Annotated in this window: 14 protein-coding genes; 10 read left to right on the forward strand and 4 right to left on the reverse strand. The window is 69.2% G+C overall.

The annotated features are described in order from the left end of the window. Positions 1–71 precede the first annotated feature (71 nt). From BM109_RS30620 to BM109_RS30630, 3 genes are read left to right on the forward strand one after another with little or no spacing between them, the layout of a single operon-like run. Complete coding sequence (locus BM109_RS30620; protein ID WP_093351421.1) at positions 72–1,388, forward strand: NAD(P)/FAD-dependent oxidoreductase; 1,317 nt, start codon at positions 72–74, stop codon at positions 1,386–1,388. After that, positions 1,385–2,188, forward strand: a complete 804-nt coding sequence (locus tag BM109_RS30625; protein ID WP_093351424.1) for a DUF1365 domain-containing protein — start codon at positions 1,385–1,387, stop codon at positions 2,186–2,188. The genes BM109_RS30620 and BM109_RS30625 overlap by 4 nt, the downstream gene beginning before the upstream one ends. Beyond that, the gene (locus tag BM109_RS30630; RefSeq protein WP_093351427.1) at positions 2,185–3,429 is read left to right on the forward strand and encodes an SAM-dependent methyltransferase; all 1,245 of its coding nucleotides are present in this window, start codon (positions 2,185–2,187) and stop codon (positions 3,427–3,429) included. The genes BM109_RS30625 and BM109_RS30630 overlap by 4 nt, the downstream gene beginning before the upstream one ends. Before the next feature lie 65 nt (positions 3,430–3,494). Here BM109_RS30630 and BM109_RS30635 read toward each other — a convergent pair whose 3' ends face one another. Then, positions 3,495–4,106, reverse strand: a complete 612-nt coding sequence (locus BM109_RS30635) for a glutathione S-transferase N-terminal domain-containing protein (protein ID WP_093351431.1) — start codon at positions 4,104–4,106, stop codon at positions 3,495–3,497. 116 nt (positions 4,107–4,222) lie between these two features. On the opposite strand from BM109_RS30635, the gene purB reads away from it, so the two are divergent. From purB to BM109_RS30655, 4 genes are all read left to right on the forward strand, one after another. Next, positions 4,223–5,602 (forward strand): adenylosuccinate lyase, encoded by a 1,380-nt coding sequence (gene purB, locus BM109_RS30640; protein WP_057593677.1) that lies wholly within the window; start codon positions 4,223–4,225, stop codon positions 5,600–5,602. A 202-nt stretch (positions 5,603–5,804) separates the two neighbouring features. Further along, positions 5,805–6,938, forward strand: a complete 1,134-nt coding sequence (locus BM109_RS30645; protein ID WP_093351433.1) for a PepSY-associated TM helix domain-containing protein — start codon at positions 5,805–5,807, stop codon at positions 6,936–6,938. Between the two features lie 141 nt (positions 6,939–7,079). Continuing rightward, positions 7,080–9,215 (forward strand): TonB-dependent receptor family protein, encoded by a 2,136-nt coding sequence (locus BM109_RS30650; RefSeq protein WP_093351436.1) that lies wholly within the window; start codon positions 7,080–7,082, stop codon positions 9,213–9,215. A gap of 64 nt (positions 9,216–9,279) precedes the next feature. Continuing rightward, positions 9,280–9,840, forward strand: coding sequence for a YaeQ family protein (locus BM109_RS30655; RefSeq protein WP_093351438.1), 561 nt, complete (start codon positions 9,280–9,282; stop codon positions 9,838–9,840). 9 nt (positions 9,841–9,849) lie between these two features. Here BM109_RS30655 and BM109_RS30660 read toward each other — a convergent pair whose 3' ends face one another. Together BM109_RS30660 and BM109_RS30665 are read right to left on the reverse strand one after the other, a co-directional pair. Further along, entirely contained in the window at positions 9,850–10,152 is a 303-nt protein-coding gene (locus BM109_RS30660) for a hypothetical protein (protein ID WP_093351440.1), read from the reverse strand. A gap of 12 nt (positions 10,153–10,164) precedes the next feature. Then, positions 10,165–10,638 carry a DUF3717 domain-containing protein gene (locus BM109_RS30665; protein WP_093351442.1) on the reverse strand — a complete coding sequence of 158 codons (474 nt, stop codon included), beginning with the start codon at positions 10,636–10,638 and terminating at the stop codon, positions 10,165–10,167. A gap of 495 nt (positions 10,639–11,133) precedes the next feature. Here BM109_RS30665 and BM109_RS30670 point away from each other — a divergent pair, with 495 nt between their 5' ends. The 3 genes from BM109_RS30670 (at position 11,134) to BM109_RS30680 (ending at position 12,946) form a co-directional block, all read left to right on the forward strand. After that, entirely contained in the window at positions 11,134–11,880 is a 747-nt protein-coding gene (locus BM109_RS30670) for a TerC family protein (protein ID WP_093351445.1), read from the forward strand. Positions 11,881–11,958: 78 nt separating this feature from the next. Beyond that, a complete protein-coding gene (locus BM109_RS30675) occupies positions 11,959–12,423 on the forward strand; it encodes a hypothetical protein (protein WP_093351448.1) in 465 nt (154 codons plus the stop codon). A gap of 169 nt (positions 12,424–12,592) precedes the next feature. Then, a complete protein-coding gene (locus BM109_RS30680; RefSeq protein ID WP_093351452.1) occupies positions 12,593–12,946 on the forward strand; it encodes a phage holin family protein in 354 nt (117 codons plus the stop codon). A gap of 25 nt (positions 12,947–12,971) precedes the next feature. Here BM109_RS30680 and BM109_RS30685 read toward each other — a convergent pair whose 3' ends face one another. After that, the gene (locus BM109_RS30685; RefSeq protein ID WP_093351455.1) at positions 12,972–14,558 is read right to left on the reverse strand and encodes a M48 family metalloprotease; all 1,587 of its coding nucleotides are present in this window, start codon (positions 14,556–14,558) and stop codon (positions 12,972–12,974) included. Positions 14,559–14,607: the final 49 nt, after the last annotated feature.

The raw sequence follows: 14,607 nt of genomic DNA on the forward strand, positions 1-14,607 counted from the left end.
TCCCTCCCTCCCTCCTTCGCGTCGGGGCGCCTCGCAGCATTTTTGTCTTCCAGCCAACCCGGGGCGGTGCCATGAGGCCGCCGACCCGGGTCGCCATCATCGGCGCTGGCATCTCGGGACTGGCCGCAGCCCACGCGCTGCGCGATTCGGCCCGCATCACCCTCTTCGAAGCCAGTGACTACTTCGGTGGCCACGCCCACACGGCCACGGTCTCGCTGCCGGTTTCGCCCGGTTCGGGCAAACGCGTCGCGCACGGCGTCGACACGGGTTTCCTGGTCTACAACGACCGCACCTACCCCGAGCTGATCCGCCTGTTCGCCGACCTGGGCGTGGCGACCGCCGACTCGGACATGTCGTTCTCGGTCCAGGCCACGCGGCCCGGCGGCGGCCGGCTCGAGTGGAGCGGCAGCAGCCTGGCGACCGTGTTCGCGCAGCGCCGCAACCTCGTCGATCCGCGCTTCCTGGGCATGCTGGCCGACCTGATGCGCTTCAATCGGCTGACGACCCGCATCGCGCTCGCCGGCACCGAGGGCGAGCTCTCCCAGCCGCTCGGCGAGTTCCTCGATGCCCACCGCTTCGGCCCGGCCTTCCGCGACTGGTATTTCCTGCCGATGATGGCCTGCATCTGGAGCTGCCCGACCGCGCAGATGCTGGCCTTTCCGGTCGCGACCATGATTCGCTTCTGCCACAACCACGGCCTGATCCAGATCGCCAACCGGCCGCAGTGGCGCACCGTGCGCGGCGGCTCGCAACGCTACGTCGAGAAGATCGTCGCGGGCCTGTCCGATGCGCGGCTGAACACGCCGGTGCGGCGCATCGAGCGCGACGCCGACGGCGTGCGCGTCGCCACCGATGCCGGCACCGAGGCCTTCGACCACCTGGTGCTCGCCACCCATTCCGACCAGGCCCTGGCGCTGCTGGCCGAGCCCAGCGCCGCCGAAGCCGCGGTGCTCGGTGCCATCCGCTACCAGCCGAACCACGCGGTGCTGCACACCGACGCCTCGGTGCTGCCCGAGCGGCCCTCCGCCTGGGCGGCCTGGAACTACCAGCGCGCGGACGGCGCGCGGGAATCGGGCGGCGTCTGCCTGCACTACCTGCTCAACAAGCTGCAGCCGCTGCCTTGGTCGCAACCGGTGATCGTTTCGCTGAATCCGGTTCGCGAGATCGCGCGTAGTGAGGTCATGGCCGAATACGACTACGCCCACCCGGTGCTCGATCTAGCAGCGATCGATGCCCAGTCGCGGGTGCCCGCGCTGCAGGGACAGCGCCGCACCTGGTTCGCGGGCGCCTGGATGGGCTACGGCTTCCACGAGGACGGCCTGAAGGCCGGCCTGGCCGCGGCCCGCGGCCTGCAGGCGCAGCTGGCGACCGGGAAAGCCGCCCCATGACCACGGCGGGGCCGTTGCCGCTGATCGGCTTCGGCGAGGTCCGGCATGCGCGGCTGCGCCCGGCCCGCAACGCCTTCGCCTACCCCACCTTCTTCCTGCTGCTGCCGATGCGCGCCCTGCGCCGCGACGGCAGCCCGGCGCTCGCGTTCAACCGCCGCGGCGCACTGTCCTTCCACGATGTCGACCATGGCGACGGCCGCGCGCCCGATGCCGGCGGCGCGCTGGCGTGGCTCGACGAACTGCTGGCGTCGCACGGCATCGACGACGCCGACGGCGAGGCCTGGCTGCACTGCTACCCACGGGTGTTCGGCTACACCTTCAAGCCTGTCAGCTTCTGGTACTGCCACGACCGCGCGGGCGCGCTGCGCGCGATCGTGGTCGAGGTCAACAACACCTTCGGCGAGCGCCACTGCTACCTGCTCGACCGGCCGGCCTTCGGCCCCGAGCTGCGCGCGACCAAGGCCTTCCACGTCTCGCCGTTCTGCCGCATCGACGGCAGCTACCGCTTCCGCTTCTTCACCAACGACGAACGCACGCGCACGCTGGTGCGCATCGACCACGACGACGCCGACGGCCCGCTGCTGCAGACCAGCGTCGGCGGCGAACTCCAGGCGCTCGACGCGGCCAGCCTCCGGCGCGCGCTCTGGCGCTACCCCGCGATGACGCTGGGCCTGATCGCGCGCATCCACTGGCAGGCCGCGCGGCTGTGGCTCAAGCGCGTGCCCTTCGTCCACAAGCCGGCCCCGCCGCTTCATTCCGTGTCGCGCGGCGAGCCGCGCCAGCCGCAGGCGAATCCATGACCCCGACGACGACCACTGCCGACTCGCCCGCCTCGGGCTTCCACCTGCCGCAGGACGCGCCGCGCGCGGCCCGCAGCGTGCTGCGCCTGCTGCAACGCCTGGCGCACGGCTCGCTGACCGTGCGGCTGCCCGACGATTCGGTGCGCCACTTCGGCGCCGCGCCGGGCGAGGGCCCGACCGCCTCGCTCACGCTGCGCAACTGGACGGTGTGCAGCGCCGCGCTGAAGTCGGGCGACATCGGTTTCGCCGAGAGCTACATCGCGGGCGACTGGACCACGCCGAACCTGGTCGAGCTGCTGCGCGTGTTCGTGGCGAACCGGCGCGCGATCGAGAACGTGTTCTACGGCAGTTGGACCGGCCGCCTGCTCTACCGCCTGCGCCACCTGCTGCTGAACCGCAACAGCAGGACCGGCAGCGCGCGCAACATCCAGGCGCACTACGACCTGGGCAATGCCTTCTACGAACTCTGGCTCGACGAGACGATGAACTACTCGTCGGCCTGGTTCGAGGGCGACCTGACGCGGCCGATGCCCGAGGCGCAGCACGCCAAGGTGCGGCGCGCGCTCGCCATGGCGGGCGTGCGGCCCGGCGACCGGGTGCTCGAGATCGGCTGCGGCTGGGGCGCGCTGGCCGAGAAGGCCGCGACCGAATTCGGCGCCGCCGTGACCGGCGTGACGCTCTCGCACGAGCAACTCGCCCACGCGCGCCAGCGCACCGAGGGCCTGCCGGTCGACCTGCGGCTGCAGGACTACCGCGACATCGGCCGCAGTACCAACGACGCGCCCTTCGATGCGATCTGCTCGATCGAGATGGTGGAGGCCGTGGGCCGCGAATACTGGCCGACCTACTTCGCGAGCGTGAGCCGGCTGCTCAAGCCGGGCGGGCGCGCCTGCATCCAGAGCATCGTGATCGACGACGGGCTGTTCGAGCGCTACGTGGACGCCACCGACTTCATCCAGCAGTACATCTTCCCGGGCGGCTGCCTACCCTGCCCGCGCGAGTTCCGGCGTGCCGCCGAGGCCGCGGGCCTCGAGGTGGTCGACGAATTCGCCTTCGGCGCCGACTATGCCGAAACCCTGCGGCGCTGGCGCGAGCGCTTCCTGGCGCAGCGCGCCCAGGTGCTGCAGCTCGGTTTCGACGAGCGCTTCATGCGAATCTGGGAGTTCTACCTGGCCTACTGCGAGGCCGCTTTCGCCGAGCGCAGCATCGACGTGGTGCAGTACACGCTGCGCAAACCCTGAGGCCGGGCCCACGGCAAAAAAGCGCCGGAAGGCGCTTTTTTCATGGGCGAAAGCCGTTCAGCGGCTCAGGGCTGGGTGTCGATGAAGCTCGGGCGCTGCATCAGCTTGTCGTAGAGCTTCGCGAGGTTCGCGTGCTCGGCGCGCCATTCGATCTCGGGGAAGCGCAGGTTCAGCCAGCCCAGGGTGCAGCCCACCGCGATGTCCGACAGGCTCAGGTGGATGCCGCTGCAGAAGGGCTTGTCGCCCAGGCCCTTGGCCATGGCGGCCACGCCGGCCTCGACCTTGGCGCGCTGGCGGTCGATCCAGGCCTCGCTGCGCTCGCCGTCGGCACGGCCGGACCAGGTGCGCTCCAGGCGCCACAGCACGCCGGCGTCCATCACGCCGTCGGCCAGCGCCTCCCAGGTCTTGACCTCGGCGCGCTCGCGGCTTTGCTGGGGAATCAGCTTGCCGACCGGCGACAGGGTGTCGATGTATTCGACGATCACGCGCGAGTCGAACATCGCCTCGCCGCCTTCCATGATCAGGCACGGCACCTTGCCCAGGGGGTTCGAATTGGCGATGGTCGTGTCGGGCGACCAGACGTCCTCGATCACGAACTGGTAGTCGAGCCGCTTCTCGGCCAGCACCACGCGCACCTTGCGCACATAGGGACTGGCGGCGGATCCGATCAGTTTCATGAAGGCTCTCTCCCTCGACATTGATAACGTTTGTTCATAATCATTTTAGGGGAACGCCAAAGCCCGGCTTTCGGTGTACCGGGTTCGTCCCCGGGCGGCCCGCCTAAAATTCGGGCATGAGCTTCTCCACCGTCTCCGCCCTTTCCCCCCTGGACGGCCGTTACGCGGCCAAACTCGCGGCCCTGCGCCCCCTGATGAGCGAGCAGGGCTACATGCACCGGCGCGTGCAGGTCGAAGTGGCGTGGTTCATCGCGCTGTCGGACTGCGGCTTCGCCGAATTCAAGCCCCTGACCGGCGGCGCCCGCAAGTACCTGATGGGCCTGGTCTCGCACTTCTCCGAGGCCGACGCGCTGGCCATCAAGGAGATCGAGAAGACCACCAACCACGACGTGAAGGCGGTCGAATACTGGATCAAGTCCAAGTTCGAGGCCCGCCCCGAGCTGCTGGCCGCGGCCGAGTTCGTGCACTTCGCCTGCACCAGCGAGGACATCAACAACACCAGCCACGCGCTGCAGATCCAGGCCTCGCGCGACACCGTACTGCTGCCCGCGATCGACGGCCTGATCGCCAAGCTGCGCGAGATGGCGCACCAGTTCGCCGACGTGTCGATGCTCTCGCGCACCCACGGCCAGACCGCCAGCCCGACCACGGTCGGCAAGGAAATCGCCAACGTGGCGGTGCGGCTGTCGAAGGCGCGCGCGCAGATCGCCTCGGTGCAGCTGCTGGGCAAGATGAACGGCGCGGTCGGCAACTACAACGCCCACCTGGCCGCCTGGCCCGACTTCGATTGGGAGGCTTTCAGCCGCAAGGTCGTCGAGACCCCGGCGCCGCTGGGTCTGGGCCTGAGCTTCCAGCCCTACAGCATCCAGATCGAGCCCCATGACTACATGGCCGAGCTGTTCGATGCCGTGGCGCGCGCCAACACCATCCTGGTCGACTTCTCGCGCGACGTCTGGGGCTACGTGAGCCTGGGCTACTTCAAGCAGCGGCTCAAGAAGGGCGAGATCGGCTCCTCGACCATGCCGCACAAGGTCAACCCGATCGACTTCGAGAACGCCGAGGGCAACCTGGGCCTGGCCAATGCGTTGCTGCGCCACCTGAGCGAGAAGCTGCCGATCAGCCGCTGGCAGCGCGACCTGACCGACAGCACGGTGCTGCGCAACATCGGCGTGGCCTTCGGCTACGCGACCCTGGCCTATGCCAGCCTGGCCACCGGCCTGGGCAAGCTCGAGCTCAACCGCGACGCGCTCGCGGCCGACCTCGACGCCTCGTGGGAAGTGCTGGCCGAGCCGATCCAGACCGTGATGCGCCGCTTCGGCGTGCAGGGCGCCTACGAGCAACTCAAGGAAGTGACGCGCGGCCAGACCGTGACGGCCGAGGCGCTGCATGGCCTGATCCGTTCGCTCGCGATTCCCGAAGAGGAAAAAGCCCGCCTGCTGGCCATGACACCGGCCAGCTACGTGGGCAAGGCGGCCGAACTCGCCGGTAGAATCTGACGCCCTGTGCATCGATGCACCAACCTCTTTTCTAAGCGGTTGGTTCGTTCGCTGAGGCCGCCTGAAGCCGTCCAGGGCGGCCGATTCGTTTCGATCGCCCTTTCCGGTTTCCTTCCAATTTCCTAGCCAACGCACGCCGCATGCCGGCCGTGCGCCAGCCAGCAACACTTCCGTGCGGGACGCCTCGGCGTCCCCGTTGTCCATGCTGCGCGCTTCCCTGCGACGTCTCTGGCTCAAGATCCACCGCTGGGTCGGCCTCACGCTCGGCCCGATCCTCGCCGTCACCGCCCTGCTCGGCGCGGCACTGGTCGTGGGCCAGCCCCTCGACCGCCAGGCCCACCCTGAACTCTTCGTCGCGCGCACGGCCGGCGACGCCACCGCGGCGCGGCTGCCGCTGGAACCGCTGCGCCAGCGGTTGCTGGCCGAGTTCGGCCCCGACACCAACCTGACCCTGCGCCCGCCGCGCCAGCCCGGCGACAGCTACTGGGTGCTGGTGCGCGGCAGCTGGGACGGCACGGTCTACCTCGACCCCTTCACCGGCGCCGAACAGGGCCGGCGCGGCACCCAGGAAGGTGCCTACAACCTGATCTACAAGATCCACAACAGCCTGCTGCTCGACAGCACCGGCAAGGGCATCCTGGCCTTCGTCGCGCTGTCCTACCTGGTGCTGCTGGTGACGGGCCTGGTGCTGTGGTGGCCGACGCGCTGGCCGCCCTCGCTGCGCATCGTGCTGAGCCGCGGCTTGCTGCGCGGGCTGTTCGACCTGCACCGCACGGGCGGCGCGGTGCTCGGCCTGCTGATCGCGGTGTCGGTCGCCACGGGCGCCTACATGGCCTGGCGGCCGCTGGGCGATTTCATCTCCGCCGCCATGGGGCAGAAGCCGGTCAAGGCGCCGACGATCGCCAAGGGCGCGGCGCACGGCCCGCGCCTGCCGCTGGACGAGATCGTGGCGCGCGCGCAGCAGGTCCATCCGGGCCAGCCCATCGGCTACGTGGCGGTGCCCGGCAAGGCCGACCGGCCCGTGCGCGTTCGCTTCAAGCTGCCCGACGACCCGCATCCCAACGGCATCAGCTCGGCCTGGCTCCACCCGATCACCGGCGAGGTGCTGGCCGCGCGCAAGTGGCAGGAGCTCGATGCCGGCAACGGCTCGGTGGCGGTGATCTTTCCGCTGCACACCGGCGAGCTCGGCGGCGTGGTCCACGAGATCGTGACCGCGCTGCTGGGCCTCGCGCTCGGTGGCCTGGGCTTCAGCGGCATCTGGCTCTGGTGGCGGCGCCGCCGCACGGCCGCCGAGGCGGCCCGGCGCAGCGTCGCGGTCGCGCGCCCCTCGTCCTGAGCCCCACGCCAAGCGATTCGACGACGACGGCGCGACGACGCCGGCCTGCCCGAACGACGCGCCCCACGCCCGCCCGTTCCTTTTTCAATTTAAAAAACCCGAGGAGTTCCCGTGTCCCCCTTCCAACGCACCGCCATCGCGATGGCCCTGCTTCCCCTGAGCCTGCCCGGCTTCGCCGCCGAGGGCGATGCGCCCGCGGGCGCCGACGGCAAGGCGCTCGAGGCCATCACCGTCACCGGTGACTGGCTCGGCAGCCCGACCGAGAAGAAGGTCGTCGAGCACCCCGGCGCGCGGACCATCGTCGAACAGCGCCAGATCCGCGAGAGCGGCTCGTCCAGCGTGCGCGACGTGCTGCGCCAGATCCCCGGCGTGCAGGTGCAGGAGAGCAACGGCACCGGCGGCAGCGACATCTCGCTGAACGTCGGCGTGCGCGGCCTGACCTCGCGCCTGTCGCCGCGCTCCACCATCCTGATGGACGGCGTGCCGCTGGCCTACGCGCCCTACGGCCAGCCGCAGCTGTCGCTGGCGCCGCTGTCGCTGGGCAACATCGAGACCGTGGACGTGGTGCGCGGCGCCGGCTCGGTGCGCTTCGGACCGCAGAACGTGGGCGGCATCATCAACTTCGTGACGCGCTCGATCCCCGAGAAATTTGCCGCCGAGGCCAGCATCGGCGTGGAGAGCGCGGGCCATGGCGGCGGCACCAAGTCGACGCCCAGCGTGTTCGTCGGCGGCACCAACGACAAGGGCCTGGGCCTGGCGCTGCTGTATTCGGGCACGCACGGCGAGGGCTTCCGCCAGAGCAACGACAAGACGAACATCGACGACGTGATGCTCAAGGGCAGCTACCGTTTCTCGAAGACCGACGACATCGCGGTGGCGCTGCACCACTTCGAAGGCCAGGGCCGCATGCCCGGCGGCCTGACGACGGCGCAGTACGCGCTGAACCCGTTCCAGTCGGACCGTCCCTTCGACGAGTTCACCGGACGGCGCACCGACGGCTCGCTGCGCTACACGCACAACGACGGCATCAACAAGTTCGAGCTGCTGACCTACTACACCGACTCGTTCCGCGGCAGCCACCTCGAGCAGGAAGGCACGGGCAGCAGCGCGAACCAGCGCCGCCTGACCGCCGCGCCCCGCGAGTACCACACCTTCGCGATCGAGCCGCGCTACTCGCGCCTGATCGACTCGGGCAGCGTGGTGCAGGAAGTCAGCGTGGGCTACCGCTACCTCAAGGAGGCCAGCTCCGAGGTGGCCACGCGCAGCAGCTACTACCGCCCGCGCCTGGGCTTCGACGCCAGCACGCTGGCCCAGCCGGCCTACCAGACCAGCGCCGGCGGCACCACCGCCAACGCCTTCTACATCGACGACCGCATCGACTTCGGCAACTGGACCGTGACGCCGGGCGTGCGCTACGAGGCGATCCGCTCGCACAACGACGTGGTGGGCCTGACCAACGGCCGCATCACCAGCGTGATCGCGCCGAAGATCGATTCCAACGAATGGCTGCCGACCGTGTCGGTGATGTACCGCATGAACGAGCGCTGGTCGCTGTTCGCGAACGCCGGCGTGTCCTTCGGGCCGCAGCAGTACGCGCAGCTCGCGCAGTCCACCGACGGCCTGCATCCCGAGAAGGCGAAGACCTATGAGATCGGCACGCACTACAAGGGCGAGGCCTGGAGCTCGGAGCTCACGCTGTTCAACATCAACTTCGACAAGGAGCTGCAGCTCGCGCGCTCGATCACGGGCGACGTCGGCCAGTGGACCGACCTGGGCGCCACGCGCCACCGCGGCCTGGAATCGGCGCTGCGCTACGAGCTCGGCGACCTGAGCCCGGCCCTCAAGGGGCTGTCGGTGTCGGCGACCTACACCTACACGCAGGCGATTCAGAAGGCCGGCGCCTTCGCGGGCCGCGACCTGCCGTTCTACTCGCGCCAGGTGGCCACGCTGGGTGCGCGCTACGAGCGCGGCCCGTGGACCTTCAACGCCGACGTCTACGCGCAGTCGAAGCAGCGCTCGCCGGGCTCGCCCGACACCAATGCGCGCTACGTCACGCTCGAGGACAGCACCGGCCGCCTGGGCAACATCCCCGGCTACGCGGTGATGAACGTGCGCGCCGGCTACGACTTCGGCCCGACGATGCGCAACCTCAAGCTGGCCGTGGGCGTGAAGAACCTGTTCGACCGCCGCTACTTCAACCGCTCGGTGGACAACAACGGCGGCAAGTACGTGGGCCAGCCGCGCACGGTGTACCTGCAGGCCTCGGTCGCCTACTGATCGGGCGGCGGGCATCTCCCGGGCCGGCGCCGGCCCGGGAGCGCGCGCATACACTCGCGCACCCATGGCGCTCAAATCCACCATCTTCAAGGCCAGCCTCGCGGTGGCCGACATCGACCACGGCTACTACGCCGACCACGCGCTCACGCTGGCGCGCCATCCGAGCGAGACCGACGAGCGGATGATGATCCGGCTGGTCGCGCTGGCGCTCAACGCGCACCAGCTGCAGGACATCTGCAACGGCGACGGCACGCTGGCCTTCGGCGCCGGCCTGTCGAACGTGGACGAGCCCGATGTCTGGCTGCGCGACTTCACGGGCCAGACCCGGCTGTGGATCGAGGTCGGCCAGCCCGAGGACAAGCCCGTCATCAAGGCCTGCGGCAAGGCCGACCAGGTGATCGTCTACTGCTTCAACCATGCGGCCGAGATCTGGTGGCGCGGCATCGAGAACAAGCTCTCGCGGCCGCAGAACCTGAGCGTCTACCGCGTGCCCACCGCCGCCTCGCAGGCGCTCGCGGCACTGGCACAGCGCTCGATGCAGCTGCAGGCGACGATCCAGGAGAACACGCTGACGCTCGGCGACGGCGCGAACAGCGTCGACATCGAGCTGCTGCGCTGGAAGTAGCCTGGAATCTCAGAGCGGCATCATCTCGCCGCACTGCCAGCACTGCTCGAAGCCGCCCTCGATCTGCTCGCCGCAGACGCACTGCCAGCTGCGCTGCGGCCGGTGCTGCAGCGCATGCAGCAGCCGCTGCGCGAGCTCGAACTGGCTTTCGTCGTCGATCCAGATCTCGGGCAGGCACTGGTCGGGCGGCAGCTGGCCGGCCGCCGCGCCCAGGTATTCGCGCTGCACCGTCGCGGCCACGCCGTCCTCGCGCAGAGCGTGCACCCACAGCGTCGCGATGGCGAGGTTGGGCGCTTGCGCGAGGCGACGCATCGGTCCGGCCGCTCAGTTCGCGTCTTCGGGCCCGGTGGGCACGGCGGGATCGTCCGGCTCGTCGGGCCACTTCGGCGGCTCGGCCTCGCGCGCGCGCTCGGCATAGCGGTTGAAGCGCCAAGCCGAATCCTCCATGGTGATGCGGCGCCAGGTGACGCGCTTCTCGGCCGGCGTCATCGCGGGCCAGTGCTGCACCTCGTCGAAGCTGCGCCCGCAGCCCTTGCACTGGTCGTCGCCCTGGCTGGTGGAACAGATCGCGATGCAGGGGGTGTCGGGCGTGCTCTGGTACCAGTCCAGCCAGGCGGCCCAGGCCTTGGCCGGGAAGCCGACCTCGTCGACCTCGTCCTCGTGGTGATAGACCATGAGCGCATAGACCTCGGCCAGCGCGCGCAGCTCGGGCGCGAGCGTGACGCCATCGGGCGAGGGGCTCTTCTCGCGCCAGTGATTGATGGCGGCCTCGATGTCGGTGATGTGGATGGCGGCCATGAACGCAGAAAGATCGGCAGGGCGGGCGATCATAGTCCGCCAATGTCCCGAGACCCTCGAAGGTTATAGGTGCTACCAAACTTGTAGCAATAGACCTTGCTGCGATGCAGGTTTTGAGCGCCTTCGGTTTGAAGGCTTGAAACTTTCGGTTGCCAGCGCGCGAGCGCCGATGCTCTAATCGCGCCCACGAAGGGGAGTAGCTCCCGGCCGTCGCACCCACGACGGACATCGCCAGGTCGTCAATACGAAGCACAACACTTCCGGCCTGTCGGGCATTGCGCATGTCGGCGAACGGCCGTGCGCGTGCCGAGCCAGACCTTCGATTTGAACCTGTGCAGGTTTGGTCGAAGCGTCGTTGGATCCCCCGGTGTCACCCGGTTTCATTTCCTCGCTTCGATCAGCCCGCCCGGGATGAATCGAAACGCATCGCATGTGCCATGCCCGCGGCCACCACGCAACGGTGGGGCGGGACGGTCACAAGACACAGAGGAAACTATGGAACAGTTCATGACCCCGGAATTCTGGGTCGCCGTCGGTCAGATCATCATGATCGACATCCTTCTTGGCGGCGACAACGCCGTCGTGATCGCGCTGGCCTGCCGCAAGCTGCCGCCGGCCCAGCGCACGCAGGGCATCCTGTGGGGCACCGCCGGCGCCATCCTGCTGCGCGTGATCCTGATCTTCTTCGCGCTGACCCTGCTGGCCATTCCGTTCCTGAAGCTCGTGGGCGCGATCCTGCTGCTGTGGATCGGCATCAAGCTGCTGGCGCCCGAGCATGACGACGCACACGGCAACATCGCCGGCAGCGACAGGCTCTGGGGTGCGGTCAAGACCGTGATCATTGCCGACCTCGTGATGAGCGTCGACAACGTGATCGCCATCGCGGGTGCCGCCCAAGGCGCCGGCGAAGGCCACCAGATGCCGCTCGTGATCTTCGGCCTGCTCGTGAGCATCCCGATCATCGTCTGGGGCAGCCAGCTCGTGATCAAGCTGATGGACCGCTTCCCGATGATCATCACGCTCGGCGGCATGCTGCTGGGCTGGATCGCCGGCACCATGGCCGTGTCCGACCCCGCGCTCGCCAACGCCGCCGCCTGGACCTGGGTGCCGAAGGTGCCGCAGACCGATGTCGTGAAGTACGCCGCCGGCATCGCTGGTGCCCTGCTGGTGCTGGCCATCGGCAAGTGGGTGGCTTCGCGCCAGGCCCGCGCCAAGGCGTCGACGCCGGCCACCGCGAGCTGAGCCCGTTGCCCGCCCCACGAAAGTCCCCTATCCATTTCGACCCGTCTCTGCCACTCTAACTACCTGAAGGAGCACCCTATGGAAAAGATCATTCTTTACGTCGACGACGTCGTCTACGCCTGCGAACAGTTCGCCGAACTGGCGCCGGACGCCGACACCGTCGTGGCGCGTCACTGGGTGCTCGTGGCTTGCGCGCCGCGCATGACGCATCGCATCAGCAAGTGGGTGAGCCACAGCGCGCGCGAGAACTGGCGCGCGAAGTGGTTCAGCAAGCTGCAGGCGCAGCTGCTGCCGCTGCTGGAGCGCAACGGTGGACAGGTCACGGCCGTGCTGGCCAAGGGTCCGCTGACCGAGCTCACGCAGCAGCTCAAGCGCGAGCACATGGCCGTCCACGTGGTCGACGCCCGCCGTCCGAAGGTCGGCGTGGACCTCGAGCCGGTCACGCCCGAGCAGAAGCCGGCCGGCCAGCAAGGCTGGGCCTTTCCCGGTGCCGTGATGGGCATGGGCGCGCTGCTGGTGTTGGCGAACGAACTGGCGGAATAAGAGGACCGCGGCGTCAGCGCCGCGCCTTCCCGCCCAGACGACGGCTCCTTCGGGAGCCGTTTTTTTGTGCCCATGCCGATGGGCATCGCGAGGCCGACGCCCCGTCCCACGCGGGTTCGCGGGCATGTCCGTCTCGCCGCCGCCCCGGTGCTGCGGTATCCTGGGCCGCATGCGCATCCTCCTCAAATGGCTGCTCAGCGCGGTGGCGCTGCTTGCGGTGGCCTACCTCTACAGCGGCGTCCAGGTCAGCAGTTTCGGCTCGGCGCTGATCGCGGCCGTGGTCATCGGCCTGCTCAACATGATCGTGCGCCCGGTGCTGGTGGTGCTCACGCTGCCGGTCACCATCGTCACGCTCGGGCTGTTCCTGTTCGTGATCAATGCGCTGATGTTCTGGGCCGCGTCCGGCCTGCTGGCGGGCTTCCACGTCAACGGCTTCCTCGCCGCGCTCGTGGGTTCGCTGCTCTACTCGGTGCTCAGCCTGCTGATCGAGAGCGCGCTCGGCGGGCTGCTGACGCGCCGCTGATCCACCTGATCCACCTCCCCCTGGCTCAACGCAGCGCCGGCTCCTCGGCCTGCCGCTTCACCAGCACCTCGATCTCGCGCGCGCGGGTGTCGACGATCGACGCCTCGAAGTGGTCGATCGGCACCGCGCCCGGACGGCCGCTCTGGCTCTGGCGGATCAGTTCCTGCGCCGCCTTGAAACGGTCGCGCGCCGCCGGATAGTCGAGGATCGCCACGTTCGACTCGGCGTCCGCGCGCACCGCATGCAGCGTGTCGTTCTGCGCGCCGTAGAGATTGGCCAGCGTGCGCCAAGCCGTGGCATCGCGCGGGTTCACCGCCACCCAATCGCGCAGCACCGGGATCATCGGCGCCGGCTGGCGGCTCGCCACCGCGACATCGGCCGCCAGCAGCATCTCGGGTCGCGACTTGGCCTTGCCGTCGAGCAGCGAGGCCGCCTTGGCCACGCCCGCGCCGCCGGCCGCCAGTTCGATCTCGGCCTGCAGCCAGCGCGCCTGGCGCGCGGCCGGAACGTCTTCCGCCGTGCGCTCGACCAGCCGCTGCGCCAGCGCGCGCGCGGCCTTGTAATCGCGCAACTCCTTGGCAGACAGCGCCGCCGCGTAGAGCGTGCCCGCCTGCTGGGCCGGCGTGCTCTTGGCGAACTCGCCGGTCGAGGCCGCATCGACCCACTGCCGCAGCACGTCGACGCCGGGGCGCGTCAGCACGCGCGCGCGCGAGGAGACCATCGCATGGTCCATCAGCAGCACCGGCGGCGGTACCGTGTCCATGCGGAACTGGAAGCGGCCCTGCATGTCGGAGATGCGCTCGGTCGTCAGCGGGTGGCTGCGCAGGTAGGGAAAGGAGCCGTTGTCGTTGAGCCGCGAGGCGTACTGCAGCTTCTCGAACATCGTGGCCGCGCCCTGCGGCGCGAAGCCGGCCTGCGTCATCACGCCGAAGCCCACGCGGTCGGCCTCGCGCTCCATGTCGCGAGAGAAGTTCAGCTGGTTCTGCATGAACGCTGCCTGGCTGCCCAGGACCATCGCCTGGCCCGCGTCGCCGCCGCTGCGGCTCTTGCCCGCGGCGATCATGCCGAGGATCAGGCCTGCGAGCATCAGCGGGAACTGCTTGTTCTGCTTGTCCATCATGCGGGCGATGTGCCGCTGCGTGACGTGCGACAGCTCGTGCCCGAGCACCGTCGCGAGTTCGTCGCGGCTGCCCACCGCCGCCACCAGCCCGAGGTTGAGCCCGAGGTAGCCGCCCGGCAGCGCGAAGGCGTTGATGTTGCGATCGCGCCCCAGCATCACCACCCAGGCATAGCGCTCGTCGAGTTCGGGCGTGAGTTCGCCGCGCACCCGCGCCGCGGCCAGCAGGCGCTGCCAGATCTCCTGCACGTAGTCGGCGATCACCGGGTCGTCGATGTAGTCGGTGTCGCGGTAGAGCTCGCGCGCGATCTGGTCGCCCAGGTGGCGCTCGGCGGTCGCCGTCATCTCGCCGCCGTCGCCGAGCCCCGGCAGCAATTGCGCGCGCGCCAGCGGCGGCATCAGCACCTGGGACGCTATTAAAACGCTAGCGCAAACCGTCCGCAGGGCGGGGACAAAGGGTCGTTTCTTGCGAGGGGGTGGGGTCCAGCGTGGCATGGCTTGTCCAGAACTCGGGCTCGTATGATGCACCTCCCTCTTGAACGTT

The organism is Variovorax sp. PDC80, assembly GCF_900115375.1.
In the GTDB taxonomy this organism is placed as follows: domain Bacteria; phylum Pseudomonadota; class Gammaproteobacteria; order Burkholderiales; family Burkholderiaceae_C; genus Variovorax.

What these genes read in the sequence shown, in the direction of transcription:
- BM109_RS30635 (WP_093351431.1), bottom strand. Translation starts at nt 4,106, where the DNA reads ATGAAACTGATCGGATCCGCCGCCAGTCCCTATGTGCGCAAGGTGCGC.
- BM109_RS30645 (WP_093351433.1), top strand. Translation starts at nt 5,805, where the DNA reads ATGCTGCGCGCTTCCCTGCGACGTCTCTGGCTCAAGATCCACCGCTGG.
- BM109_RS30680 (WP_093351452.1), top strand. Translation starts at nt 12,593, where the DNA reads ATGCGCATCCTCCTCAAATGGCTGCTCAGCGCGGTGGCGCTGCTTGCG.
- BM109_RS30660 (WP_093351440.1), bottom strand. Translation starts at nt 10,152, where the DNA reads ATGCGTCGCCTCGCGCAAGCGCCCAACCTCGCCATCGCGACGCTGTGG.
- BM109_RS30620 (WP_093351421.1), top strand. Translation starts at nt 72, where the DNA reads ATGAGGCCGCCGACCCGGGTCGCCATCATCGGCGCTGGCATCTCGGGA.
- BM109_RS30630 (WP_093351427.1), top strand. Translation starts at nt 2,185, where the DNA reads ATGACCCCGACGACGACCACTGCCGACTCGCCCGCCTCGGGCTTCCAC.
- BM109_RS30665 (WP_093351442.1), bottom strand. Translation starts at nt 10,638, where the DNA reads ATGGCCGCCATCCACATCACCGACATCGAGGCCGCCATCAATCACTGG.
- BM109_RS30650 (WP_093351436.1), top strand. Translation starts at nt 7,080, where the DNA reads ATGGCCCTGCTTCCCCTGAGCCTGCCCGGCTTCGCCGCCGAGGGCGAT.
- BM109_RS30675 (WP_093351448.1), top strand. Translation starts at nt 11,959, where the DNA reads ATGGAAAAGATCATTCTTTACGTCGACGACGTCGTCTACGCCTGCGAA.
- BM109_RS30685 (WP_093351455.1), bottom strand. Translation starts at nt 14,558, where the DNA reads ATGCCACGCTGGACCCCACCCCCTCGCAAGAAACGACCCTTTGTCCCC.
- BM109_RS30625 (WP_093351424.1), top strand. Translation starts at nt 1,385, where the DNA reads ATGACCACGGCGGGGCCGTTGCCGCTGATCGGCTTCGGCGAGGTCCGG.
- BM109_RS30670 (WP_093351445.1), top strand. Translation starts at nt 11,134, where the DNA reads ATGGAACAGTTCATGACCCCGGAATTCTGGGTCGCCGTCGGTCAGATC.
- BM109_RS30655 (WP_093351438.1), top strand. Translation starts at nt 9,280, where the DNA reads ATGGCGCTCAAATCCACCATCTTCAAGGCCAGCCTCGCGGTGGCCGAC.
- purB (WP_057593677.1), top strand. Translation starts at nt 4,223, where the DNA reads ATGAGCTTCTCCACCGTCTCCGCCCTTTCCCCCCTGGACGGCCGTTAC.